This is a genomic window from Ruegeria sp. K11 (assembly GCF_056531905.1).
In genome coordinates, this window is the sequence record NZ_JBQFMP010000006.1 from 1 (window position 1) to 24,921 (window position 24,921).

Below are 24,921 nucleotides of genomic sequence, written 5' to 3' on the forward strand. Positions count from 1 at the left end.
GAACCCCGGTCTCGGACGAGCTGTCGAACTTCGACTACTACGCCGACGAGCCGGTCCGCATCACCACCGTACAGGCCCCCCAGAACCAGCCGCCCAAAGAGCTGACGTTCATCCCCGCGCTCATCCTTCTGGGCCTCATCGCCTTCCTGCAAAGGGGCCGCGCAGCCCGCACCACTGAACAAGAGGTAACACCATGAGCAAATCCGTCCTTTGTGCCGTGGACATCAGCAATGATGATCTGGACGCCACCGTGCTGCAACGCGCAGCCCAATTGGCCGAACTGGATGGTGCGCAACTGGATGTGGTGACTGTGCTACCGGATTTTGGAGAAAGCTGGGTCTCGGGTTTCTTCAAGCCGGAATTCCACGAAAGGGCCGTGGAAGCCGCGCACGAAAAGCTGATCAGCTTTTGCGCCGCGACGCTGGGAGAGGCGCGCAATGCCAAGGTTCGCCATGTGGTGGCCACCGGCAGCGCCTATCAGCAAATCCTGCACACCGCACAGGAAGCTGGCAGCGATCTGATCGTCATCGGTGCACATCGACCTGACCTCAAGGATTATTTGCTGGGCCCGAACGCTGCACGGGTTATCCGACATTCGACAGCTTCGGTCTATGTGGTTCGATAACAACCCTCAGTAGCCGGTCATCTCCAGGTATCCGCGACCGGTGTGGCTGCCTTCGACGATGACAGGTCCCTCCCAGTATTCGAACCGGGTTCCCATCCAGGAATTTGGCGTGAGGGCCGAGACGTCAACCTCTATCCCTCGATCAGGCAGTCGGAGTTTCCATCGGACCGGTACACGCCGCTGCGCCACGTCGGCCTGTTCCAGTGACTCGAATTCCACCGAGCCATCGGGCAAGGCGGTAGCGACGCCGGCGGCATCAATCCAGGTGGCAGCGGTGAAATCCCCGCGCGCGCCGCGCAGGCGGAATGCCATCAGTTTGTCTCCGTCATCGAAGCTGAGTGAAAACCAGTCCCAGCCGCTTTGATCTTCGGCCAAAGGTTGCGAGGACCATTCGCGATCCAGCCAGCCGTGGCCTGTGACTGCAACATCTCTATCTGGCAAGTGTAGGACGCCCTGAACCGTGTAGGAGGGTTGCGAGTAGTAATAGCTGGCTTGCCCATCGGCGGATTTGACGGAATAGCCACCGTCGCCATGGAACACCAATGGCCCGCTGGCGTGTAGGGTCAGATCATATCGGAATTCTGGACCGCCTGCGGTGAGTGAGAGCGTGTCGATATCAGCACCGCTCATGTGCCATTCGTCAATCCAGGCCTCAAAGGGCTGTGCGGTGACACCCGCTTGTCCCGTGCCGCCGCGCGACAGGCGTTCGGCGAAATAATGGCCCTGGGGGGTGGTGACGGCAGCATGCCCCATCCAGATTTGCGGGCTCTGCCAGCCCTCGGCCTCTTCCGGTTTCAGGGCCGACCGGAACAAAGTCCACTGGATGCCATAGTCGCGCCCGTCGTCGCCCACAAGATTGGCTGTCAGGTACCACCATTCGATGCGGTAGCGCGGATGGGGGCCATGATCTGCCGGGAAATCGAACGCGTAACCGGGTTGCAGCACCTCGAACCCTTCGGCTTTGGTACCAAGCCCGGCATAGCCCTGTGCCAAAGCGCCAAGGGGCAGAAGGAGGAAGAACAGAAATGCCTTAACGTTCATTGGCAAAAACCCTCAGCAAGTTTGCAGGTGGAATTTGGCGCAGACGCCAGGCGGGCAGGGCGGCAGCAATTGCGGCGGCCACAAGGGTCAGCGCAAACAGGCGCAGCCAATCCCACGGGAACAAGTGCATGGGCAAACGCCAGCCAAAGGCCTGCACATTGATCACGGCCAACAAGACCCAGGCCAAAAGCAAGCCCAGCGGCAGCGCGAAACAGGCCGTCAACGCCGCCAACAGTACGCTGCGCCATAGTTCAAGCTTTGCCAGCTGCGTGCGTGTTAGCCCCAGCGCCCAAAGCGGGGCGATTTGTGGCAGTCGTTGGGTCCAGAGGGTCAGAAGGCTGGTCAGAATCGCAAACCCGGCCACGCCCAAAGTCAGAATGTTCAGGGCCGAGGTTACCACAAAGGTTTTCTCGAAAATGGCCAAAGATTGTGCTTTCATTGCGCCCTGCCGGATGACGGATGACGGGGGCATTTCGAACCTGTCCCGCAAGCTCTGGGCCAGTTCTGCCGCACGATCGGGGGCGACACGGATGCCAAAGCGTCGCGCGGTGGTTCCGGGCGCGATCCTGTCCAGCATCGGCATTGACACAATCGCCTGTCCGGTCGGATTTCCATAGTCGGAATACACGCCGGCAATGCGCAACGTATGTTGGGGTGTCAGGGACACCAGGTCTCCGGGCCACAGATCAGCGCGGCGCGCCAGTTGTTCGTTGATCAGAACGGCTCCGTTCTGCATCACCTGGTCCCAGACATTCGGGCTGCGGGCGATGAGCGGCCAGAACTGGCGATAGGTCGGATCATCAACAACACCATACAGAAACAACGGGCCGGTCGGGTGGCTCAGCTCGGCATTGCGGATGGGAAGAACGGCATCGACCTGAGGCTCCAGCCATGCGGTGATGTCCGCGCCCTGCGCGTCGTTCTGTGCGGTGAAGTACAGCTCGGATGTCAGGCGCTGATCCAGCCAGCCGACAAAGGTCAGACGGAAGCTCGAGACCATGGTGCCAACACCGATATTTGCCGCAAGCGCCAGCAACAGGGCCATCAATGCCAGCGACAGCCCCGGCAATTGCGCGCGCATGTCCGCCCAAACCCACTGGGCCACAGGGCCGCGCGCTTTTTGTCCGAAAAATTGCAGCGCATGGGACAGAAGATAGGGCAGCAACAGCGCCGCACCGGTCAACAGTCCGGCAAGCAGTGCAAAGCCAGCGATCAGACCGTCCGAGACGAGAGGGGCCAAAATCCCCAACGCGATCAGAAGCAGGCCCGTGCCTCCGGCCAGACGCCAGGATTGCGACGTTCCGTTCCACGCCTGCAAACCGGGACCTTCCAGCAAAGGCATTCGCGCCAGACGCAGCAAGGCTTGGCTGCTTGCCGCCAGTGTGCCCGCAACCGCCATGGCCAGCCCGGCCATAACCCAGTCGGGCCGCAAGGACATCTGGCCGTCGATTGGTGCGCCGTACAATCCGCGCAGCGTGGCCGCCACGTCAGGCAACAAAGCACCCGCCAGAAAAAAGCCCATCACCAGACCAAAGGTGCCCCCGGCCAGTGCCAGAAAAAGCAACTCGGCGCAGACAATCCAGACGAGGCGCCGCATGGGCAATCCCAACGCCCTTAGGGTTCGGATCACGCCCCGCCTTTGGGCAAAGGCCAGCCCGACGGTGCCGTGTACGATGAACAGGCCTACGGCGAAGGACAGCAGGCCAAAAGCGGTCAGGTTCAGGTGAAAGCTGTCGGTCAGTCGGGCCGTGTCCATTTGCGATGAGGGGCTGATATGCTCAAGCTCTGGCGCGATGTCGGAAAGCGGCGGGATCGCCTTGGGCTGATCTGGTAACACGATCAGCCGCGAGATCTGGCCACTCTGGTTTAGCAGGCGCTCTGCGACCCCGATATCCGTCAGCACCAGATCAGGCGGCAGAGAGGTGCTGGCGATCACCGGGGGCACCCCCGGCGCGTTCCGCAAGACCGGCAACAGGTCCGCCGGGGCGAGCAGACGCCCCGGTGCGGTCAGCATCTCAGCCGGGTCGGGCGGTGTTGCACCCTGTTCCGCCTCGGTCACGGCGGGCAGCGCCGGATAGGTCACCATGTCGACGCCCATCAGGCGAACGGTTCGGCCGCCGATTCGCATCGAGCCCTCAAGGACAGCTGCCACTTGCCAGCCTGCGCGCCGAAGCGTGACATAACGGGATAAGGGAATAGGACCGCCGGGGTCGCGAAGCTCGTCGAACTGGCCGATCGCCAACTGGGCCGACGCCCGGTCATAACTGGCGCGCGCCTCGGCATTGATGGCCTGCACGGCGGACCACAGGCATGTCGCCAACGCAATTCCCGTGAGCAGAGTGACCAATTGCAGCGGATGCGCCCGCCAATGAGACAACAGCGCCTGAATTGCAGGACCGGTCATTGAAGCCGACCACCTGTCAGATGGGCGCGACTGTCCAGCCGGGCGGCGATATCAGGGGAATGCGTGACCAGCAGCAAAGCGGCCCCGGTATCGGCAACCAGTGACAGCATCAGGTCCAGCACGACCGCGCTGGCGGTTTCATCCAGGTTGCCGGTCGGCTCATCTGCCAGCAACAGTTTGGGACGGGTTGCCATCGCCCGGCCGATGGCCACGCGTTGTTGTTGACCACCCGACAGGTTTTCGGGAAACCGCTCCAGCAAGTCGGACAGGCCCAGCCGCTGCACCAGATGGCTGATCCAGTCGGGATCGTGACGTCCGGCCAGCCGCGCGTGGATCGACAGGTTATGCGCTACGGTCAGTGACGGGATCAGGTTGAATTGCTGAAATACCAAAGACAACGTCTCGCGCCGCAGGGCCGCCCGGCCCGGGTCGTCCAGCGCTGAAAACGGTGTGCCGTCCAGCGTGATCTCGCCACCGTCAAAGCCGTCCAAAGCAGCGACCAGATGCAGCAACGTGCTTTTGCCACTGCCGCTTTCGCCGGTCAGGGCAAGCGTCTTCCCCTGTTCCAGCGCCAGTGAAACGTCGCTGAGGACCGGCCGTCCGCCGGGATAAGATTTCTGAATATGATCAACGCTTAGTAGCATCCGTGGTCCCAACCTTTGCCCCTTACAATGTGCGGCGTAGAAAGCCGGTGTCCAGAGCAGACAGAGCACAGGTTCCTTTCGCCGCAGCCTGCCGCGTTACGCATCTGCCGGGGTTGTCCGGGCCTCACGAAACCGTCATTGTGACCCGAGCGCCGGGACAACACGCAGCGGGATCGGGATTGATGACATTATCGCAGCAGATCATCTGGGGCAGCCTTTATCTGGGCATCTGCTTTCTGGCCGAGATCATTCTGCTGACATGGTGCACACTGGTGATCCGCAAACTGGTCGCGCGCTTCGAGGCCAAGAGTCGGATTCTGATGACCGCAGGCCCGATCAGCGTAGCGCTGGTCTTTATTGTGACCATCCATACATTTCAGGTCTGGCTGTGGGCGATCGTCTGGACGCTGAGCGATGTGTTGCCGGACATGAACACGGCGCTTTACTTCTCTCTGGTGACGTTCACCACGCTGGGGTACGGCGACATTGTTCTGGGCGAACAACTGCGGATCTTCGGTGCATTTGCTGCGGTCACGGGATTATTGGCCTTTGGTCTGTCGACCGCTTTTATGGTGGCCCTGATGACGCGCGTTTTTCAGAAAGAGCTGATGGATTAGAGGATCGGTGCCGTAAGCCGTGCCAGAGGCGCGCCAAAGCGGATGTGAAACGGTTGCTGGAGCAGCGTGCGTCTTAATTCATAACTTTTTTCAAAATCGGCGCGCAGCATCTCGGCGGTCGCTTCGGCGGCGCGCGCGTCAAAAAACAGGGCCATCGCCTCGAAATTCAACCGGAACGAGCGATTGTCGAGGTTGGTTGTGCCCACGGCCGCCAGTGTGTCATCGACCAGAAACACCTTTTGATGCATGAACCCGTCCGTATAGCGAAATACGCGGCCGCCACAGTCGCGGAGCTCATCGAAATAGGCAAAGGCGGCCAGCCAGGGCAGCCGGTGATCGATCACGTCAGGAACCAGAATCCGCACGTCCACACCGCGCAGGGCCGCGTGTTGCAGGGCGGTCATGATGTCGATATCGGGCACAAAATAGGGGGATGCGATCCATAACCGGTCTTTCGCTTCGGCGATGGCCGAGAAATACATCATCGCGCCGGTTTCCGTGTCATCGCCCGGACCTGTTGCAACCAGCAGGGCGTTCATATCCTGCTCGGATTCCGAACCAGCCCAATCCAGCTGGTCAATCAGGTCCTCGTTGCGGGCCCAGTGCCAGTCCTCGGTAAAGATCAATTGCAGCTGGCGGACGATGTGACCGGTCATTTTCAGATGGGTGTCGCGCCAGTGCCCGAACCGCGAGCTTTGGCCCAGGTATTCGACACCTACGTTATGCCCGCCGATGAACCCGGTTTCGCCATCAACGATGACTGTCTTGCGGTGGTTGCGATAATTCAGCTGAAACCGGAAGTTCGGCCCGCGCTGCTGGCGCGGGTCCGCAACATCGACGCCTGCGGCACGCAATGTTTCCAGATAGCTTGAGGCCAGACCATAGCTGCCGACCGCATCGGTCATGAACCGCACATGTACGCCGCGCTTGACCGCAGCGATCAGTTTTTGCTGCAGTTCGCGGCCCAGCGCGTCGTCGCGGACAATATAGAATTGGATCAGAACATAGGTTCTGGCAGCGTCGATAGCCTCGAAGATCGCTTCAAACGTGGCTTCTCCGTCGATCAGAAGCTTGGCACCATTGCCCCGGGATACCGGTAGATGGGCCAGCGCCTCGAACGGGCGCGGGTTGATGCGCATGGACTCCGGGTCGGGTTTCGAGAAATCGGCAAAGGTTTTGATCCCTTCGACCACACGTTCGCTTTCCTGCCGTGCAATGCGATATCCGCGAAACCGGTGATGGCCCAGGAACAGGTAAAGCGGAACGCCCAGCATCGGCGCGGACAGCAGAAATACCACCCATCCGACCGCCCCCTGCGGCGTCCTTGCCGTCTGCGCCGCGCGCACGGAAAACACGACAGCGACGCAGGCCAGAAGAAAGACAAAAACAGAAACCAGCAGAGTCCACATCAGCGTGCTCCAGTTCGGGTGAAGCGGGTCAAAGTTTCAGTGCCCCCCATAATTTGCCATATCGATGATCCTACTCCACATTTTGATCGCGCCTAGGTCTGATCACCATCGGCCAATCGTCCGTCCAGTGACATCAGAATGGCAACTGGCCGCAGCGCCGGGATGTGGCTGAAGATGATCAGCAGGCAGACGGTCAGAGGCACGCTCAGGAATGCGCCGATCAGGCCCCAGACGGTTGTCCAGAAGGTCAACGCCAGAATGACCAGAAAGGTCGACATGTTCAGGGATCTACCCAACATCGCCGGGTCCACAAAGTTACCGATCAGGAACTGCAGCGTGCCGCATCCCAGAACAATGATCAGAAACGGACCGATGGTTTCAAACTGCACCAATGCAATCAGCGCCGGGAAACAGACCGCGATGATCGACCCGATGGACGGAATGAAGTTCAGCGCAAAGGTTAGAACGGCCCAAGTTTCGGCATATTCCAGACCCAGCGCCCTGAAGACGGCATAGCTGATCCCGGCGGTGATCAGGCTGATCAGAGTTTTGACCCCCACATAGCGCTGCAGGCTGAGCGAGATTGCGTCAAGCACCGAAGCCAGATCAGCCCCCAGCTTTGGGTTGCCTGCCGCAAGTTGCAGCTTTTTGCGAAAGGCCAGTCGTTCGGCCATCAGAAATGCCACATACAGGCTGATCAGGAAGAACTGGTTCAGCAGCGACGTCGCGCTGCCCAGCAGAAGGCGGGCCACGTAGGACATGTCGATACTGACCAGATTGTCCCGGATGAACCGGGTCACATCGTTGCCGACCAGTCCGGCAATGCGGTTCACCGCGTCGTCAAACTGCGTCTCATAGGTGTTGATTGATCGCGCGAATTGGGTGGCCTGACTGCCCAGAATATACATGATCATGAACAAACCGGCCAAAACTACTGTCACACCAGCGATATTGGCCAACCACACCGGAGCACGGGTCAGGGCAATAACCCGATCACTAAGCGCGATAATCAGCACGTTGATCAGCAACGCCATGGTGATTGGAATCAGAAAGCTTGCACCGGCATATAATCCCAACACGCCAAGGGTCGCGATGATCGTCACGTCGCGCAGAACGGCAAGGGACATGCGGGGACGGATCAGGCGGTCGGGTTGTTCAGGGCTCATAAGCGGGCCTTGGGTTGAGACGGGCAGGTGCGCCCTGTGATCCTGCACAGGCTGGGTGCTTTATGCAATGCGCACAGTTGCTTAACCCGGGAATTTACCACGTGGCGGCTTCTGCCTCGGTGAAAGGCAAGCTAAGATTTGAATATGACACAAGTTTCGATTCCCTCACCCGGACTGTATCTCCGCGCGCTCTGGATGGCTCTGGGCCGCTTTAACGACAAGAACGGCTTTGTCATGAGCAGCCATGTCGCGATGTCCCTGATGATGGCGCTTTTTCCCTTTGTGCTGTTCACCGTCGCCCTCGCAGGCGCACTGTCGCAAGGCTATGTCACCGACGAGCTGATTGAACTGATCTTTGGGGCCTGGCCTCAGGACGTGGCGGAGCCGATCATCGCCGAGTTGCGCGCGGTTCTGGCGGGCGCTGGCTCGGGTGTGATCACGCTGGGCGGTCTGCTGGCGATCTATTTCGCGTCGAACGGCGTGGGCGCCGTCCGTAAGGCCATGACCCAGGCCTATCATGACAAGGACAGCTGGCCATTCTGGAAGACGCGTCTGTTGTGTATCGTGTTGGTGATCATGGGCGGCGGCGCAATCCTTGCGATTGCCGCGATCGAGGTGGTTTTGCCGGTCTATACACGTCTGGTCTCGGAAAAGACAGCCGTGGATGTAGATGGCTGGTTTTCCGTGGACAGGCTGCGATGGACGTTCACCGTGGCGGTTCCCGCTGGCACCGTGCTGCTGGCACATCTGATCCTGCCCACGCGGCGTCACCGTCTGACGCAAATCCTTCCCGGCGTCGTGCTGACGCTGGCGTTATGGGCGGCCGGAGGGTGGGGGTTTTCGATCTATATCGCCCAGTTTGCCACCTACAGCGCCACGTATGCCGGGTTGGCGGGGGCCATGGCGGCACTGATCTTTTTGTACCTGTGCTCGGCCATGCTGATCCTTGGTGCCGAATACAACGGAGCGCTGATCGACCTTCAATCTCCTCAAGTCGCGCTTTGAGCTTCGGCATCGAACTGGCAGATTTGCGCCCCAGTCCCGACCCATTTCACCGATAGCTTCGCTGTAAAAGCACAGCCATTGCCAAAAGGTGAGATATGTCAGAACGCCCGGCCACCAACGTTCAGCCCGCGACCCAAACGGGAAAAACCACCCTGGATCAACGCATTGCCGAGCTGCGTGACCGTGCGCCCTCGGATATCAGCCATGGTCAGGCGCTGATGCTGCAGGGAATCGCAGCCTCATCGCTGCGCGAGCAGCGCCTGTCGGGCAACAAGATCGATTTGAAATAAGGCTAGCCGCGAAAGCCGGTGGCCACGACAAATTTCTCGGAACTGTCGGACCGGGATGCAGGGGGTTTGACGTTCGCCACTTTGTTGAACTTCTGTTTCAGAAGCTTCTGCAGGTCCCCTTCGGCTCCGCCAGCCAGCACCTTGGCGACAAATGTCCCGCCTTCCTCCAGAACATCGAACGCGAAATAGGCGGCTGTTTCACACAGGGCCATGATCCGCAAATGGTCCGTCTGTTTGTGCCCCGAGGACGCGGCGGCCATGTCGGACATCACCACATCTGCTTTGCCCCCCAGCCAGTCTTTGACCTTCAGATCCGCGTCATCCTCCATGAAATCCAGCACATGGGCTGTAGAGCCCGCGACCGGTTCCACTTCTTGCAAGTCGACGCCCAGAACGGTGCCGATCCGCTTGCCGCTTTTCTCGCCCAGAGCGTTCACGCGTTGAACTGCCACCTGCAGCCACCCACCGGGGGCACAGCCCAGGTCAACAACGCGGGCGCCCGGCACCAGAAACCGAAATTTATCATCCAGTTCCAAGATCTTGTATGCCGCACGTCCGCGATAGCCATCCGCTTGGGCGCGCTTCACATAGGGGTCGTTCAGCTGCCGCTCAAGCCAGCGGGTCGAGCTGAGCTTGCGCCCACGCGCGGTCTTCACCTTGACCTTCAGGTCGCGCTGTCCGCGGCCCGAATTGCTTTTGCCACTTGGTGTCTTCGCCATCAGAACGGTCCGTCTTCCAATACACCGTCCGCACTCATCTGCGCATAAAGCAGACCTTCGCGCAGCCCCCGGTCCGCCACGGAAAGGCGATCGGTGGGCCAGCATCTGAGAAGCGCCTGCAATATCGCCGAGCCGGACATGATCAGGGCCTGCCGGTCATCCCCGATCCGGGGATCGCGGCGCCGACCCTGAGGGCCGAGTTCTAGATAGCCGCGTATGACTTTGTCAATCTGATCGCTGGTCATGCGCAGCCCATCCACCTTGGTGCGGTCGTAGCGCTTCAACCCCAGATGCGAGGCCGCTACGGTGGTGACCGTGCCGCTGGTACCCACGATCTGGAACCCTTCGCGCGCCTGTTCGTCTTTGTACGGTGCGAAATCGGCAAGGTTTTCTTCGAAAAACCAGCTCATAAGCGCAAAGCGGGCAGAGTCGTCCTCAACATCGTTGAACTGATCGCGCAGGGTTGCCACGCCCAGCGGCACGCTGATCCAATCCACCACTTTAGCGGCGGGGAAGGGGCTGTCAGCGGTGTGAAACCCGTTATGCAGCCGCATGATCGCCGCCGGGCGATCCCGGCGCGGCACGGATGAGATGTCGATCCAGACCAGTTCGGTCGAGCCGCCCCCGATATCGACGACCAGCAATTGCTCGGTCTTGGTGGACACCAGCGGCGCGCAAGAGATAACGGCCAGGCGCGCCTCTTCCTCGGGCTGGATGATCTCGAGCGTCAGGCCGGTCTCGCGTTTCACCTGCCGGATGAAATCGCGCGAGTTCCTGGCGCGACGGCATGCCTCGGTCGCGATCAGGCGCATCCGCCTGACCCGGTTACGCTTCAGCTTTTGCTGACAGATCCGCAGCGCCTGAACGGTACGCGCCATGGAAGACCGGGACAAGCGTCCGGTCCGCTCGAGCCCCGCGCCCAGTTGCACGGATTTCGAGAAACTGTCGACCACATGGAACCCGCTGCCGTTGGGCTGGGCGATCAACATGCGGCAGCTATTTGTTCCCAGATCCAGCGCCGCATATAACGCATCTGGATCGGGTCTTTCCGGCGCGGGGCTTTCGACCGCCTTCGGGAACGCGCCCGCACCTTTGGGACGCTTGGGCGCCATCTTCCACGCCCTCCGATTTTCGAGTTACCCCGACCATAGGTCGCGCACCTGAATCGCGCAAGACGCTCATTAAAGTGATGAGAATTTTGATATGCGGCTTTGGCCCATAGTTCGTTACAAGGCTGGTATTCCATCGTAGGCAAAAAGGTCGTTTGAAATACGCCTTGTGTCGAAAACCGACCGACCCCTGCCCATATAGATGTTTAGAACCGGCCCATCTGGTTAGGAGGAATCATAGGCGATGCCTAACGTCACCATCGTATACTGGCGCGACATTCCAGCCCAAGTCATCGTCGGCAAAGGCCGCCGCGGTGCCAAGCGGCAGTTGGAGGAACGGTTCGAGCAAGCGATCGACCGGGCTGCCATGAAGGTGAACGCCAAGGACAGTGATGCCTACCTGGCCGAATGGCGCAAAGCCGCCCCGTTCGAAGTTGAAGGCGACCCGGCCGAGATCGCCGAGGCGCAGGCGGTGCGGTTGGAAACGGAATACGATCAGGACCGCGTGAAGGCGCTGATCGCAAATGACGGTTGGGCATGAGCCCGAAATCTTTATGGGAGGCCGCGATGGCTTTGCTGAACTTCAAGAAACGTGATGCAGTTGAAAATGGCCCGGTAAACCCGACTGTCGAAGCCTTCTTGCAGGGCTATTCGATCGAGGTGATGCCGCGCACTGCCGAGAAAGTCGAAGACTTCCGCGCGCTACTGCCTGAAGGCACCCGCGTTTACATCGCCCATATCGAGGGCACGCCCATCGAGGATATGGTCAAGACCGCCAAGCGGATCGCGGCCGAGGGCTATCCGGTCATGCCGCATTTCCCGGCGCGGATCATCAAGGATGCAGCTACGCTTGAGAACTGGATTTCCATGTATCAGGGCGAAGCCGGCGTCGAGCAGGCGCTGCTGCTGGCCGGTGGTGTCGCAACGCCCCATGGCGCATTTGACAGCTCGATGCAGCTGATGGAAACCGGTCTGTTCGACAAGGCGGGCTTCAAGCGTCTGCATGTCGCTGGTCACCCCGAAGGCAACAAGGACATCGATCCTGACGGTTCGACCAGGAATGTCGAAGACGCCCTGCGCTGGAAGCAGAAATTCAGCGAAACCACCGACGCTGAAATGGCGCTGGCGACGCAGTTTGCCTTCGACGCCAAGCCGATCATCGCCTGGGCCGACAGCCTGAAAGAAGCGGGCATCGATCTGCCAATCCACATCGGTATCGCGGGTCCGGCCAAGCTGCAGACGCTGATCAAGTTCGCCATCGCCTGTGGTGTTGGCCCGTCGCTGAAGGTACTGCAGAAACGTGCGATGGACGTGTCCAAGCTGTTGCTGCCTTATGAGCCGACCGATGTTCTGACCGAACTGGCCAACCACAAGGCGGCCAACCCGGACTTCAACATCACCAACGTGCATTTCTTCCCACTTGGCGGTATCAAATCCAACGCCACCTGGGCCATCAACAACGGCGGCGCTTCGGCAAAGCCTGCAAACTCCTAAGGAACGGACATGACCCGTACAGTCGTCGAATCAAAAACAAAAACTGCCGTTCTGGGCTTTGACGAACCGTTCTGCGTGATCGGTGAACGGATCAACCCTACAGGCCGCAAGAAACTGGCGGCTGAGCTGGAAGCAGGCGATTTCTCGACTGTCGAGAAAGACGCCATCGCGCAGGTTGCTGCAGGCGCAACTGTTCTGGATATCAACGCGGGCGTTGTCTATAACTCGAACCCCAACCCGAACGAGACCGAACCGCCGCTGATGACCAAGATCGTCGAGCTGGTGCAGGGTCTGGTCGATGTGCCGCTGTGCATCGACAGTTCGGTGCCCGGTGCGCTTGAAGCTGGTCTTGAAGCGGCGGAAGGTCGTCCGCTGTTGAACTCGGTCACTGGCGAAGAAGAGCGTCTGGAACTGGTTCTGCCGCTGGTCAAGAAGTACAATGTTCCGGTTGTTGCGATCTCGAATGACGACACCGGGATTTCCGAAGACCCCGATGTGCGCTTTGCCGTTGCAAGGACCATTGTTGAGCGTGCGGCCGACTATGGCATTCCAGCGCATGACATCGTTGTTGATCCGTTGGTCATGCCCATCGGCGCGATGGCAACAGCGGGCCAGCAGGTGTTTGCTCTGGTCCGTCGCCTGCGCGAGGAACTGGGTGTGAACACCACATGCGGCGCGTCCAACGTGTCGTTCGGGTTGCCGAACCGCCATGGCATCAACAACGCCTTCCTGCCGATGGCGATGGGGGCTGGTATGACGTCGGCGATCATGAACCCGGTCGCGCTGCCGGTTGGTCCCAAGAAGCTGGCCGAGAAGAAGGCCGAGATCGAAGCAAAAGGCATCATCCTGCCTGCGGATATGGATGACGAAACCTTCTGCCAGATTTTCGGTCTGGGCTCGACCCTGCCGCGTGCAGGCAAGGAAATGGAGGCCATCCGCGCCGCCAATCTGCTGACCAATAACGACCCGCATGGCGGTGAATGGATCCGCTTCAACAAACCGCCCTCCGAAGCGGGTGCGGAAAGCGACGGGGCCCGTGGTCGCCGGGGTGGTGGCCGTCGCCGCCGCGCTTGATCCATCTTTCCTAGGGCATCGAAAAGCCGGGCCAGCGCCCGGCTTTTTGCGTTTGATGCGGATCAATGTCCTGCGGGAGAGGGTTTGCGACACTGAAGGTCCTTTACTGCAGAGAAACGGGATTTGCATGATCAAGCATCACCCACCAAAACTGACAGATGCCGACCTAAGTAAGCGGCTGGGGAAAAAGGAATATTTCGAGAATCTTGTTGACCTGCAGGCGCAACTCGCCCTGATTCAGCAGGCCTTCCTGTTTCATGGGTCTAAGGGAGTACTGGTTTTCGAAGGCTGGGACGCTGCGGGCAAGGGCGGCACGATCCGGCGGATCAGTCAGGCGTTGGACCCCCGCAGTTTCAAGGTCTGGCCGATCGGTGCGCCGCGCAATTACTATCTGAACCGCCATTACCTGTTGCGGTTTTGGGAGAGACTGCCCCCAGATGGCGCGATCTCGGCCTTTGACCGCAGTTGGTATGGTCGGGTCATGGTCGAACGGCTGGAGAAGTTCACACCCGAACATCGCTGGCGCGCGGCCTATCGAGAGATCAACGATTTCGAGCGGATGCTGGTCGATGACGGCACACGGATCGTCAAATTGTTCTTCCATATTTCGCCGGATGAACAGATGGCGCGGTTTACGGAACGTCTGCGCAATCCGATTAAGAGATGGAAGTTGACCTACGAGGATTTCCGCAACCGGGAACGCTGGGACGAGGCGCAGGTGGCGGTGGAAGAGATGCTGGCCCGCACCTCTACCGAGACCGCGCCTTGGCACGTGATCCCGGCCAACAACAAAAAATACGCCCGGATCACCGCGATGCGTGCGATTGTCGATGCGTTCTCGAAAGATATCGACCTAAACCCGCAGCATCTGGACAAGCGAACGCTGGACGCGGCTTGCGAGGCACTGGATGTTGAACAATCTCTGATCGACACCCTTCGCGCCCGTACGGAATAATCCAGATCTCCAGCGCCGAAAGGCGCTTGCGGACTGTTGGCGCGCAATGCTATCCAAGCGCGCGCGGCGGGTATGATGTAATGGTAGCCTGTCAGCTTCCCAAGCTGAACGCGCGGGTTCGATTCCCGCTACCCGCTCCAATCATTTTGAACGCCGTGCCTGAAACAGGTTGATGACCGCCGGAATATGCACGCCGTCGGCACGCTCAAAAGGTTGGAAGACCTTTGCGACGGCCTCTCGGATGATCGCAATATCTTCGGGCGTCGCCTTGAAATGCGTGATCAGACGCGCGGCGGGGCCGATGCGGGTGCACAAGGCCGCACAGTCCTGCAATGTACCTGCCACTTTCAGGAACAGCGGCACAGCGTCTGCCTGAATGTCGGTCAGACCTGCCTGTGAGAGAATTCCGCTGACCCGGTCCCGGTCGTGAAAGGCAAGCGGTCCTGGTGCGTTGCGATCAAATTTGGGCAAGGAACCCAACCGTTTCGTCGCCTCGATATGGGGCAGTTTGAACCACGGGTTGTCATCCAGCGGGCCCCATGCGGCAGTGGTCATCTGACCGCCGGGTTTCAAGGTGAGGGCCATGTTGGCAAAGGCCGCAACGGGGTCGTCGAAGAACATAACACCGAAGCGTGAGATAAGGGCGTCTTGGGACCCTTCGCCAAAGGGAAATGTCTGCGCATCGGCAAATTGAAACGCGACATTCGACAACCCTGCATTGATGGCGCGCTGTTTCGCCCGGTCCAGAAATTGCTGTGAAAAATCAGCTGCCAGAACATGCCCATCAGGCCCGACCCGTTGCGCTGCAGCGACGCAGCTTGCCCCTGTGCCGCAGCCGATATCCAGAACACGCTGGCCGGGGCTCAGACCAGCCCGATCCAGAACAAGGGTCAGGACCGGGGCCAGCAAGGCATCCATTTCATCCTCATAGGTCAGCCATTTCGCTGCCGAAGGTGACGTGCTCCAGAGTTCTGCCTGTTCTGCGTTGGCCATGTCGCCTCCTATGGGGCGACTATGACCTCCGGCGGCGGCGGCGACCAGATTTTTCCTCATCCCCTCCGCCCGTGTTGAACGACGGTGAGGGCAGGGTGACCACCTTTGCCAGATCGGGGAACGGATCGGTCTTGTGCGGGATCGCGTTGGCGGCGACGAAATGGTCCTGAAACTTGGGCTCGATGGCGGTTTCGACCTTGGTGATCTCGCGCACGACACGCTCGATTTCGGCGCGCGATCCGATGTTGCACAGGGCGATCCGCGCGCCGGTGCCTGCAGCGTTGCCTGCGCTGGACACCTTGTCCAGCGGAGCGTCGGGGATCATGCCCAGAACCATCGCGTGTTTCGTCGAGATATGCGCGCCGAACGCTCCGGCCAGAACCACGCGGTCCACCCGCTCGACCTCCATCTCGTCCATCAGCAGGCGGGCACCGGCATAAAGCGCGGATTTTGCCAGTTGGATGGCGCGGATATCGCCTTGGGTGACTGTGATGCGCGGACCGCCTTCGGCGCTGGCGTCGTGGATCAGATAGGCATGCGTACGACCCTCGGGCACGCAGCGCGGGGTGCCGGTCTGCTCGGCCGATCCGATCAGGCCGCTTTCATCCAGCAACCCGGCGATGCGCATCTCGGCCACGGCTTCGATGATCCCGGACCCGCAGATACCGGTGATTCCGGTGGTGGCGATGTCCTGATCAAAACCTTCCTCATCGGACCATTTCTCGGACCCGATGACGCGGAAGCGGGGTTCTTTGGTCACCGGATCAATCTCGATCCGTTCAATCGCGCCCGGGGCGGCGCGCTGGCCCGAACTGATCTGCGCGCCCTCGAATGCGGGACCGGTGGGCGAAGAGCAGGCCAGAACCCGCTGGGTATTGCCCAGCAGGATTTCGGCGTTTGTGCCCACATCGACGATCAGCACGAGGTCTTCGGACTTGCCGGGTTCTTCGGACAGCGCGACGGCGGCGCAATCCGCGCCCACATGGCCCGCGATGCAGGGCAGGATGTAAACCTGCGCGCGGGGGTTCATGGTGGTCAGGTCCATCTCACGCGCGGGCAGGGACATGCTCTCAGATGTGGCGAGTGCGAAGGGCGCCTGACCCAGTTCGACCGGGTCGAGACCCAGCAGCAGGTGGTGCATGACCGGGTTGCAGACGAACACCGTCTCGACAATCAGCGCGGCGTCGATCCCGGCCTCATTGGCGATCGAGGTGGTCAGGTCGTTGATCGCCTCGCGCACCGCTTTGGTCATCTCGGCATCACCGCCGGGGTTCATCATGGAGTAGGACACGCGGCTCATCAGGTCTTCGCCGAAGCGGATCTGCGGGTTCATCAGCCCCGAGGACGCCTTGACCTCGCCGGTTTCCAGATCGGTCAGGTGCGCGGCGATTGTGGTCGAGCCGAGGTCGATGGCCAGACCGTAAAGCCCCTGTTCGTGTAAGCCGGGCCAGATTTCAACAATGCGGGCAACGCTGTCATTGTGGCCTTTGTGGACGGCCACAGTGACCTCCCATTTCCCTTTGCGCAGAACGGGTTGCAGTTTTGACATCAGCGACAGGTCGGCGGTGACGGCCTCGATCTTCCATTGCTCACGCAGGGCACGTTCCAGCCGTTCCAGATCGCCGGTGGGGGAATGCATGTCGGGTTCTTCCACCACCACGAAATACAGGCGCGTGGCCGGATCCATAGTGATCGCGCGCGCCGCGGCAGCCTTGCGGACGACCTGCCGGTGCACCTGGCTTTCGGGTGGCACGTCGATCACCACATTGCCCTGAACCGAGGCCTGACACCCCAGACGCCGCCCCGGTTTTAGCCCGCGTTTATCGTCATAGCGCTGCTCGACCGCGTTCCATTCGCTCAGCGCGTCCTCGGAAACGGTCACGCCGTGCTTGGGAAACTCGCCATAGCTGGGCGTAATCTGGCATTTCGAGCAAATCCCGCGCCCGCCACAGACCGAATCCAGATCGACGCCCAACTGACGGGCAGCGGTCAGAATCGGGGTGCCGACGGGGAAATGGCCACGTTTGCCGGAGGGGGTGAAGACGACAAGAGGGTCGGTGGTCATGAAAGGCCTGCCTTTGTATTCGCGCGTATGCCGCGCAAGATATGCGTTTGCGCGCAAAGCGAAAGGGCATTCAGCGGCAGGTTTTGCACAACTTGCGTCGTTTTGAAGCTGGGCTGGTACAACAAGTTGGGTCAGGGGGCTTTCCCTTTCGCCAAATCCGTGCCATAGGGTCGCCGTCAAACGGGCTTTTGCATGGGGTTATCAGATGCAGATTCGTGAGGCACTTACCTTTGACGACGTACTCCTGGTTCCGGGCGCATCCTCTGTGCTGCCGGCGACGGCGGATACAACCACACGCGTGACGCGTGAGATCACCATGAACATCCCTCTGCTCAGCTCGGCCATGGATACCGTGACCGAGGCGCGTATGGCCATTGCCATGGCACAGGCGGGTGGCATTGGAGTGGTGCACAAGAACCTCTCGGTCGAGGAACAAGCCCGCGAGGTGCGGCGGGTCAAACGCTTTGAATCGGGTATCGTCTACAACCCTGTGACCCTGCGCTCCGACCAGACACTTGCAGATGCCAAGGCGCTGGTCGAACGTTATAATTTCACCGGTTTCCCGGTTGTCGATCCAGATGGCCGCGTTGTCGGAATTGTCACCAACCGGGACATGCGCTTCGCTACTTCTGACAACACGCCGATTCACGCGATGATGACGTCCGAAAACCTTGCGATGCTAAAGGAACCTGCCGACCGGGAAGAGGCCAAAAGCCTGATGCGGGCACGTCGCATTGAAAAGCTGCTGGTCGTTGATGGTGAAGGCAAGCTGACCGGTCTGCTGACATTGAAGGACACCGAACAGGCGGTTCTGAATCCAACGGCCTGCAAGGACCGTCTGGGTCGGCTGCGGGTGGCCGCGGCGACCTCGGTCGGCGATGCCGGGTTCGAACGGTCCGAGCAACTGGTGGATTCGGGCGTGGATATTATCGTTGTCGATACGGCGCACGGCCATTCTCAGGGTGTTCTGGACGCAGTGAAACGGGTCAAGACGCTGTCGAACGAGGTCCAGATTATTGCCGGGAATGTCGCCACTTCTGAGGCAACAAAGGCGCTGATCGATGCGGGTGCAGATGCGATCAAGGTGGGGATCGGACCAGGCTCGATCTGCACCACGCGGATGGTCGCTGGGGTCGGTGTGCCTCAGCTGACGGCGATCATGGATTGTGCTTCTGCCGCGGGCGATGTGCCGGTGATCGCCGATGGCGGCATCAAGTTCTCGGGCGATTTCGCCAAGGCCATCGCTGCCGGTGCGTCCTGCGCTATGGTGGGCTCGATGATCGCCGGAACCGATGAAAGTCCGGGTGAGGTGATCCTGTATCAGGGCCGTTCGTTCAAATCCTATCGTGGTATGGGCAGTCTGGGCGCGATGGCGCGCGGCTCGGCTGATCGGTATTTCCAGAAGGATGCCGCCAACGACAAGCTGGTGCCCGAGGGGATCGAGGGGCAGGTGCCTTACAAAGGTTCAGCCAGCGCGGTGATTCACCAATTGGTCGGCGGCTTGCGCGCCGCGATGGGCTATACCGGATGTGCCACGGTCAATGAGATGCGTCGCAATTGCAACTTCGTCAAAATCACCGGTGCGGGCCTGAAAGAAAGCCACGTGCATGATGTTCAGATCACTCGCGAAAGCCCGAACTATCGCGTGATGTAGGGCGAAACCGACCAGGTTGTGAAGCTTTTGCTGCCCGGTTCGGCATGGGAAAGACAGGAAGACGGCAATGACACCGGCCGCCCGGATTCAGGCCTCGATCGAGGTGCTAGACGAGATTCTGGCTGGCGTGCCGGTTGAAAAGGCTTTGACCGGATGGGCCCGGCGCAGCCGGTTCGCTGGGTCCAAGGACCGTGCCGCAATCCGGGATCATGTGTTCGATGCGGTGCGATGCAGACGGTCCTTTGCCGCTTTGGGCGGGGGCGAGACTGGCCGGGGCCTGATGATCGGAGCGTGCCGTGCGTCCGGAACGGATCTGATTGCGTTGTTTTCCGGCGATCGACACGCCCCAGAACCCGTCACCGCCACAGAGGGCGCACGAGCCTTTTCATCGGATGCCGAGCGTCTGGATATTCCGGAATGGCTGTGGCCCGGATTCGTCGATTCGTTGGGAGCTGAGGCAGCGCCCGTCGCCATAGCCCTGCAACACAGGGCACCGGTTCACCTACGGGTCAACCTGTCCCGGGCGTCATTTGCGGATGCTGTTTCGGCCTTGGCCAAGGACGGAATTGTCGCTTCTCCTCACCCTGTATGCAGTACGGCTTTGCAGGTAGATGAGGGCGCGCGAAAGATCACTCAAAGCCGGGCCTTCACCGATGGTCTGATCGAGTTGCAGGATGCCGCAAGTCAGGCAGTGGTCGAGGCAATCCCCCTTTCGCCCGGCATGCGTGTTCTGGACTATTGCGCCGGTGGCGGTGGCAAGGCGCTTGCGCTGGCCGCACGCACCGAAGGTGTCGAGGTCTTTGCCCATGATGCAAGCCCTGCGCGGATGAAGGACCTGCCCATTCGGGCTAACCGCGCTGGGGCCACGATCACTATTCTGGATAGTGACGATGTGAAAAGGCAGGCTCCGTACGACGTGATCCTGACGGATGTCCCCTGTTCCGGCAGCGGTTCCTGGCGGCGCGCGCCAGCGGGCAAATGGGCGCTGACGCCGGATCGGTTGCGGGCATTGCCGATCCTGCAATCCGAAATTTTGGACTGCGTTTCGCCCTTGCTGACCGAAACCGCAACGCTGGTTTATGCCACCTGTTCCATGCTGAACGTCGAAAACGAAGGCGTCATCGATACGTTTCTTCAAGGTCACAGAGGTTGGACAAGCCCCTTCCGGCACAGGTGGCTTGTATCCCACGCAACGGATGGGTTTTTCACCGCGCACTTGACGCGAAAACACTGATCTGAGAACAACCTCAAGAAGTTTTGCCGTCCTGATGTTAAGCGGCTGTTAACGAGTTCGGGCCGATATAGGTCAAAATTTATCTATCCTGAGCCGTTAATGTCGAATTTAACAGTAAATTTCCCTGATCTATCGCGCCCTGCGCATTACGGTCGCACCCGCTATGTCTCGTTGGCGGCCATTGCTGCTTTGCTTTGCCTTTTGCCGGGGGTGGCATTTGTTCCGGACGCATGGACAAATGCTCTGATCGTGGCAGGGGTGACATTGCTGATCACCTCGGTTTTTGTTTTCATTCGAGGACGATTTCAACGCAAAACGGCCGATCATGTCACCTTGCTGCTAAATGGCATGGTGCAACATGACCGCGCCGCCTGTTTCATTGCCGATGGAAACGGGCGGATCATCACGTCAAGCCAGGTTGCAGTCGCGCGATTTCATCCGACGCCCGATGCTCAGCTGGAACAGTGTCTGAGGACGGTCTTCGCCAATCCCGCGGCTGTATTGTTGCGCCTGCAATCGCAAGCCAAGACGCTGGGACATGTGCGCGAGGTCATCGCAACGCGCAGCGCCGAGATAGTGGTCGATGTCTCATGGCTTCAAGACAATCTGGTGAGTTGGCGCTTTGAACTGGACCAAAACCGACCATGGGCGACCGTCGAAGCGCCGGTCATCAGAATTGGACGAAACAACGCGATACTGGACGGCAATAAAGCAGCGCATGAGTTTTTCGGCGATTTGCCTGCCTCTTTGGATCAGGTTCTGGTCGGAAAACCTCTTGGCAAAGCGGGACCACATAGATGCGTCAGACAAGGGGGCTCGTGCTGGGTTGTCGTGACGCCGTTGCGTCACAACGGCGTCGAACGCGATATGATGCTGGTCGAACTTCCTGATCAGCCCGCCTCAACATCCAAGACTTCTTTTGCTAGCTTACCCGTTCCCCTTTTGCGCCTGTCTTTGGACGGCATAATCCTCGATGCCAACCACCTGGCCCGACGTTTGATCGGCGAGGTCCGTGTGGGCTCTGAGAACATCGCGGAAATCATGCAAAGCTTTGCCCAGCCTGTCGGAGAATGGCTGAACGCCTCATCCCAACCGGATGAGGCTCCGCGGTCCGAGTTTCTGCGACTGCGGCGCGATGACAAAGAGATTTTTGTCCAGGTGACGCTGTCGCGGATCGAGCGGGAGGGGCAAACCCAACTGATCGCGGTACTCAACGACGCGACCGAACTAAAAACGCTGGAGGCGCAGTTCGTTCAGGGGCAAAAGATGCAGGCGGTCGGGCAGTTGGCCGGGGGGGTCGCTCATGATTTCAATAACCTTTTGACTGCGATTTCAGGTCATTGCGACCTTTTGCTGTTGCGCCACGACCAGAGTGATCCCAACTATGGTGATCTGGTGCAAATCAATCAGAACGCCAACCGCGCGGCGGCTCTGGTCAGTCAGCTTCTGGCGTTTTCGCGTAAACAGACGCTGCGGCCCGAAGTGCTGGATCTGCGGGATACGATCTCGGACTTGATCCACCTGTTGAACCGTCTGGTTGGAGAAAAGGTTCAGCTGACCCTAAGCCATGATCCGGTGGTCAAACCGGTTCGCGCAGACAAACGCCAACTGGAACAGGTTCTGATGAACCTTGTGGTAAACGCGCGGGATGCGATGCCCGACGGCGGTGAAATCCGGATCGAGACCGAGGTTCTGACCCTTGACAAACCAATCACCCGCGACCGCGCCACGGTGCAAAAAGGCCAGTATGTCACCGTAAAAGTGATCGACAGCGGCACCGGCATTCCGGCGGATAAGCTGCAAAAGATTTTCGAGCCGTTTTACACAACCAAACGCACCGGCGAGGGAACCGGATTGGGGCTTTCGACCGTCTACGGCATTGTCAAACAAACCGGCGGGTTCATTTTCGTGGACAGCACTGTGGGGCGGGGGTCAGAGTTCACCGTCTATTTGCCCGTGTGCCACCATCAGGAGAGACCGGTTCCCGAAGAACCTGCGACGCCAGACCATCATATGTCCAGCCAGGGCGAGGGGGTTGTTCTTCTGGTCGAAGACGAAGCCCCCGTGCGCGCCTTTGCCACCAGAGCGCTGCGGCTGAAGGGCTACACGGTCCTTGAAGCTGATTCGGCGGAAAGCGCGTTAAACCTGCTGCAAGACGCAGCGCTGCATGTGGACGTGTTCGTCACGGATGTGGTGATGCCCGGCATGGATGGTCCGACCTGGGTGCGCAAAGCCATGGAAACCCGACCCGATGTGCGCGTTGTTTTCATGTCGGGCTATACCGAAGGTGCATTTGATGAAACGGCGCCCCAGATCGCGCAATCTACCTTTTTGCCCAAACCGTTTTCGCTGACCCAGTTGACCGAAGCTGTATTCCAGCAATTCACCTGACTCGGCTATCTGGCCGACGCGTGTAGCTTGAATTCGTCCTTGAATTGAGCTCGGTACTGATCCCTGGTCTCATCGGCCAGGGTCAGTTCCCCTTGGGGCGAGACATTCTCCTGCGGCAGGCAGATGGCACAATTCAGACGCTCTTCAAGAAACGCACGAATCCCCGCTTGATTCTCGTATTTGAATACGTGCGTAGCGCCACGCCCGTTGCTACGGGGGCGTAAAAATTCGATCTGGCTGCCGACGTCGGCAAAGGCCGGTCGGTGAGGTTGTAGATACGCCTTGACGTACGCGTCAAAGGAGACGCTCTGCGTGGAGTTCGGATGACCCTCAAGGTCTGGACGGCTGCGATACCGGTACCAACTGCCAAGCCAATCGACAGGTTCGCGCACGACAGCCATGATCTCCATCTCTGTATCGAACATCTTGCGAAAGATATTCTGGAAAAACCGGTCGTAGCGGCGCACGGTTGCATGTTTCAAGTCGGTCGGTCCGGCCACAACGATGTCAGCGCGGTCCCGCAAGGCGGTCTGATAGGCGGTGCTGCCTGTCTTGGGAACTGACAGCAATGCCAGACGCTCTTCATAAAAAACAAGCATTTTCTCGTTTACCTTCAAGGGCTTTGAATTTTCAGAGTGTCGTAAACGACTCTTTAACACAATTGCCAAAGAGTGGGTTGCATAAGTTTTTATTGAAATGTTCTCTTTTTGGTCCCATAAAGAACAAGAGGCGAACAAAGCAGCGATTGCCGCCCGTCAAAGGGTGTGACAAAAGGGATAGCGACAGGACAATGGCGGATCTTCTGACGATGAGCGACAAGAAAAACGCAGACAAGCAAAAGGCGCTCGATAGCGCGCTGGCACAGATCGAACGACAGTTCGGCAAGGGCTCGATCATGAAGCTGGGCGAGGATTCCAAGCAGGATATCGAGGCAAGTTCGACCGGCTCGCTGGGGCTGGATATCGCGCTGGGAATCGGCGGCCTGCCCATGGGGCGGATTGTCGAGATTTATGGGCCTGAAAGCTCGGGTAAGACGACTTTGACGCTGCATTGCATTGCAGAACAGCAGAAACGCGGTGGCGTATGTGCGTTTGTGGACGCAGAACATGCGCTGGACCCGCAATATGCGCGCAAGCTGGGCGTTGATCTGGATGAATTGCTGATTTCGCAGCCCGATACCGGTGAACAGGCGTTGGAAATCACCGACACGCTGGTGCGCTCGGGTGCTGTGAATATGGTCGTGGTCGACTCGGTTGCGGCGCTGACGCCGAAATCTGAGCTTGAGGGCGATATGGGCGACAGCAATGTTGGCGTTCAGGCCCGCTTGATGAGCCAGGCGATGCGCAAGCTGACCGGTTCGATCAGCCGTTCGAACTGCATGGTGATCTTCATCAACCAGATCCGGATGAAGATTGGTGTGATGTTCGGCAGCCCGGAAACCACGACCGGTGGTAACGCGCTGAAGTTCTACAGTTCGGTCCGCCTGGACATCCGCCGCATCGGCGCGATCAAGGACCGTGACGAGGTCGTCGGCAACCAGACCCGCGTCAAAGTTGTCAAGAACAAGGTGGCACCGCCGTTCAAGCAGGTGGAATTCGACATCATGTATGGCGAAGGCATCAGCAAAATGGGCGAGCTGCTGGATCTTGGCGTCAAGGCTGGCGTGGTCGAGAAGTCGGGCTCGTGGTTCAGCTATGGGGACGAGCGGATCGGGCAGGGGCGCGAGAACGCAAAGCAATACCTGCGCGACAACACCCGCGCCGCGCTGGAAATCGAAGACAAGATCCGGGCCGCACACGGGCTGGACTTTGAGATGCCCCCTGAAGCGGAAGAGGATGATATCCTTGAAGCATAAAGCACGCGTGAGAGGGAATAACAGAAATCCTTCGGCACTGCGATGATGCTGGGAATACCGGGAACAGGGCGGTCCATCGGGGTCGCCTTGTTTCGTTTCAGACGCGTCGCCTGTGGACAGTCTGCAGGTGCGGGGCTAAACCTTTGGCGACCAAAATGATTGCGCGCTGAGAGACCT

The 24,921-nt window shown here is 59.6% G+C and carries 23 protein-coding genes and 1 tRNA gene; 14 read left to right on the forward strand and 10 right to left on the reverse strand.

Annotated elements, in window-relative coordinates:
• Together ACR0K4_RS10650 and ACR0K4_RS10655 are read left to right on the forward strand one after the other, a co-directional pair.
• A partial coding sequence (locus ACR0K4_RS10650; RefSeq protein WP_480853930.1) for a DUF3394 domain-containing protein occupies positions 1-197 on the forward strand: 197 nt, incomplete at its 5' end.
• Positions 194-625, forward strand: coding sequence for a universal stress protein (locus tag ACR0K4_RS10655; RefSeq protein WP_480520576.1), 432 nt, complete (start codon positions 194-196; stop codon positions 623-625). The genes ACR0K4_RS10650 and ACR0K4_RS10655, both read left to right, overlap by 4 nt.
• 6 nt (positions 626-631) lie before the next feature.
• Here the strand turns inward: ACR0K4_RS10655 and ACR0K4_RS10660 are convergent, their stop codons facing one another.
• The 3 genes from ACR0K4_RS10660 to ACR0K4_RS10670 are packed head-to-tail and all read right to left on the reverse strand — an operon-like array spanning position 632 to position 4,714.
• A complete protein-coding gene (locus ACR0K4_RS10660; RefSeq protein WP_480853931.1) occupies positions 632-1,666 on the reverse strand; it encodes a lipocalin-like domain-containing protein in 1,035 nt (344 codons plus the stop codon).
• The gene (locus ACR0K4_RS10665; RefSeq protein ID WP_480853932.1) at positions 1,656-4,070 is read right to left on the reverse strand and encodes an ABC transporter permease; all 2,415 of its coding nucleotides are present in this window, start codon (positions 4,068-4,070) and stop codon (positions 1,656-1,658) included. The genes ACR0K4_RS10660 and ACR0K4_RS10665 overlap by 11 nt, the downstream gene beginning before the upstream one ends.
• Positions 4,067-4,714, reverse strand: coding sequence for an ABC transporter ATP-binding protein (locus ACR0K4_RS10670; RefSeq protein ID WP_480853933.1), 648 nt, complete (start codon positions 4,712-4,714; stop codon positions 4,067-4,069). Before ACR0K4_RS10670 ends, ACR0K4_RS10665 begins: the two co-directional genes overlap by 4 nt.
• A gap of 182 nt (positions 4,715-4,896) precedes the next feature.
• On the opposite strand from ACR0K4_RS10670, the gene ACR0K4_RS10675 reads away from it, so the two are divergent.
• On the forward strand, positions 4,897-5,331 hold the full coding sequence (locus ACR0K4_RS10675) for an ion channel (protein ID WP_480520569.1): 435 nt from the start codon (positions 4,897-4,899) through the stop codon (positions 5,329-5,331).
• On the opposite strand, the gene cls is transcribed toward ACR0K4_RS10675, so the two are convergent.
• Together cls and ACR0K4_RS10685 are read right to left on the reverse strand one after the other, a co-directional pair.
• Positions 5,328-6,740, reverse strand: coding sequence for a cardiolipin synthase (cls, locus tag ACR0K4_RS10680; protein ID WP_480853934.1), 1,413 nt, complete (start codon positions 6,738-6,740; stop codon positions 5,328-5,330). The two genes, ACR0K4_RS10675 and cls, sit on opposite strands and share 4 nt — an antisense overlap.
• Before the next feature lie 92 nt (positions 6,741-6,832).
• Positions 6,833-7,906: an AI-2E family transporter gene (locus ACR0K4_RS10685; protein WP_480853935.1), complete on the reverse strand. Its 1,074-nt coding sequence runs from the start codon at positions 7,904-7,906 to the stop codon at positions 6,833-6,835.
• Between the two features lie 144 nt (positions 7,907-8,050).
• Between ACR0K4_RS10685 and ACR0K4_RS10690 the strand changes: the two genes are divergently transcribed.
• Together ACR0K4_RS10690 and ACR0K4_RS10695 are read left to right on the forward strand one after the other, a co-directional pair.
• On the forward strand, positions 8,051-8,911 hold the full coding sequence (locus tag ACR0K4_RS10690) for a YihY/virulence factor BrkB family protein (protein WP_480853936.1): 861 nt from the start codon (positions 8,051-8,053) through the stop codon (positions 8,909-8,911).
• A 95-nt stretch (positions 8,912-9,006) separates the two neighbouring features.
• Positions 9,007-9,201, forward strand: coding sequence for a hypothetical protein (locus tag ACR0K4_RS10695; protein ID WP_480853937.1), 195 nt, complete (start codon positions 9,007-9,009; stop codon positions 9,199-9,201).
• 2 nt (positions 9,202-9,203) lie between these two features.
• On the opposite strand, the gene ACR0K4_RS10700 is transcribed toward ACR0K4_RS10695, so the two are convergent.
• Together ACR0K4_RS10700 and ACR0K4_RS10705 are read right to left on the reverse strand one after the other, a co-directional pair.
• Positions 9,204-9,920 carry an RlmE family RNA methyltransferase gene (locus ACR0K4_RS10700; protein WP_480853938.1) on the reverse strand — a complete coding sequence of 239 codons (717 nt, stop codon included), beginning with the start codon at positions 9,918-9,920 and terminating at the stop codon, positions 9,204-9,206.
• On the reverse strand, positions 9,920-11,032 hold the full coding sequence (locus tag ACR0K4_RS10705) for a Ppx/GppA phosphatase family protein (protein ID WP_480853939.1): 1,113 nt from the start codon (positions 11,030-11,032) through the stop codon (positions 9,920-9,922). Before ACR0K4_RS10705 ends, ACR0K4_RS10700 begins: the two co-directional genes overlap by 1 nt.
• 241 nt (positions 11,033-11,273) lie before the next feature.
• Between ACR0K4_RS10705 and ACR0K4_RS10710 the strand changes: the two genes are divergently transcribed.
• The 5 genes from ACR0K4_RS10710 (at position 11,274) to ACR0K4_RS10730 (ending at position 14,692) form a co-directional block, all read left to right on the forward strand.
• Positions 11,274-11,570 (forward strand): virulence factor, encoded by a 297-nt coding sequence (locus ACR0K4_RS10710; protein ID WP_480853941.1) that lies wholly within the window; start codon positions 11,274-11,276, stop codon positions 11,568-11,570.
• A 26-nt stretch (positions 11,571-11,596) separates the two neighbouring features.
• Positions 11,597-12,523: a methylenetetrahydrofolate reductase gene (locus ACR0K4_RS10715; RefSeq protein WP_480854191.1), complete on the forward strand. Its 927-nt coding sequence runs from the start codon at positions 11,597-11,599 to the stop codon at positions 12,521-12,523.
• Positions 12,524-12,532: 9 nt separating this feature from the next.
• Positions 12,533-13,597, forward strand: a complete 1,065-nt coding sequence (locus ACR0K4_RS10720) for a methyltetrahydrofolate cobalamin methyltransferase (RefSeq protein WP_480853942.1) — start codon at positions 12,533-12,535, stop codon at positions 13,595-13,597.
• A gap of 127 nt (positions 13,598-13,724) precedes the next feature.
• Positions 13,725-14,552, forward strand: a complete 828-nt coding sequence (locus tag ACR0K4_RS10725; RefSeq protein WP_480853943.1) for a polyphosphate kinase 2 family protein — start codon at positions 13,725-13,727, stop codon at positions 14,550-14,552.
• Between the two features lie 66 nt (positions 14,553-14,618).
• Positions 14,619-14,692: transfer RNA gene (locus ACR0K4_RS10730), tRNA-Gly, on the forward strand.
• Between the two features lies 1 nt (position 14,693).
• Here the strand turns inward: ACR0K4_RS10730 and ACR0K4_RS10735 are convergent.
• Entirely contained in the window at positions 14,694-15,545 is an 852-nt protein-coding gene (locus ACR0K4_RS10735; RefSeq protein ID WP_480853944.1) for a class I SAM-dependent methyltransferase, read from the reverse strand.
• A gap of 19 nt (positions 15,546-15,564) precedes the next feature.
• Positions 15,565-17,610, reverse strand: a complete 2,046-nt coding sequence (locus ACR0K4_RS10740; RefSeq protein WP_480853945.1) for an ASKHA domain-containing protein — start codon at positions 17,608-17,610, stop codon at positions 15,565-15,567.
• 205 nt (positions 17,611-17,815) lie between these two features.
• On the opposite strand from ACR0K4_RS10740, the gene guaB reads away from it, so the two are divergent.
• The 3 genes from guaB to ACR0K4_RS10755 all read left to right on the forward strand — a co-directional run bounded on the left by guaB (position 17,816) and on the right by ACR0K4_RS10755 (position 22,889).
• The gene (gene guaB, locus ACR0K4_RS10745; RefSeq protein WP_480853946.1) at positions 17,816-19,264 is read left to right on the forward strand and encodes an IMP dehydrogenase; all 1,449 of its coding nucleotides are present in this window, start codon (positions 17,816-17,818) and stop codon (positions 19,262-19,264) included.
• A 67-nt stretch (positions 19,265-19,331) separates the two neighbouring features.
• On the forward strand, positions 19,332-20,498 hold the full coding sequence (locus tag ACR0K4_RS10750) for an RsmB/NOP family class I SAM-dependent RNA methyltransferase (protein WP_480853947.1): 1,167 nt from the start codon (positions 19,332-19,334) through the stop codon (positions 20,496-20,498).
• A gap of 99 nt (positions 20,499-20,597) precedes the next feature.
• A complete protein-coding gene (locus ACR0K4_RS10755; protein WP_480853948.1) occupies positions 20,598-22,889 on the forward strand; it encodes a hybrid sensor histidine kinase/response regulator in 2,292 nt (763 codons plus the stop codon).
• Positions 22,890-22,894: 5 nt separating this feature from the next.
• On the opposite strand, the gene ACR0K4_RS10760 is transcribed toward ACR0K4_RS10755, so the two are convergent.
• On the reverse strand, positions 22,895-23,488 hold the full coding sequence (locus ACR0K4_RS10760) for a gamma-glutamyl kinase (protein WP_480853949.1): 594 nt from the start codon (positions 23,486-23,488) through the stop codon (positions 22,895-22,897).
• Between the two features lie 191 nt (positions 23,489-23,679).
• Between ACR0K4_RS10760 and recA the strand changes: the two genes are divergently transcribed.
• Positions 23,680-24,744, forward strand: coding sequence for a recombinase RecA (gene recA, locus ACR0K4_RS10765; RefSeq protein WP_480520511.1), 1,065 nt, complete (start codon positions 23,680-23,682; stop codon positions 24,742-24,744).
• The last annotated feature ends 177 nt before the right edge of the window (positions 24,745-24,921 follow it).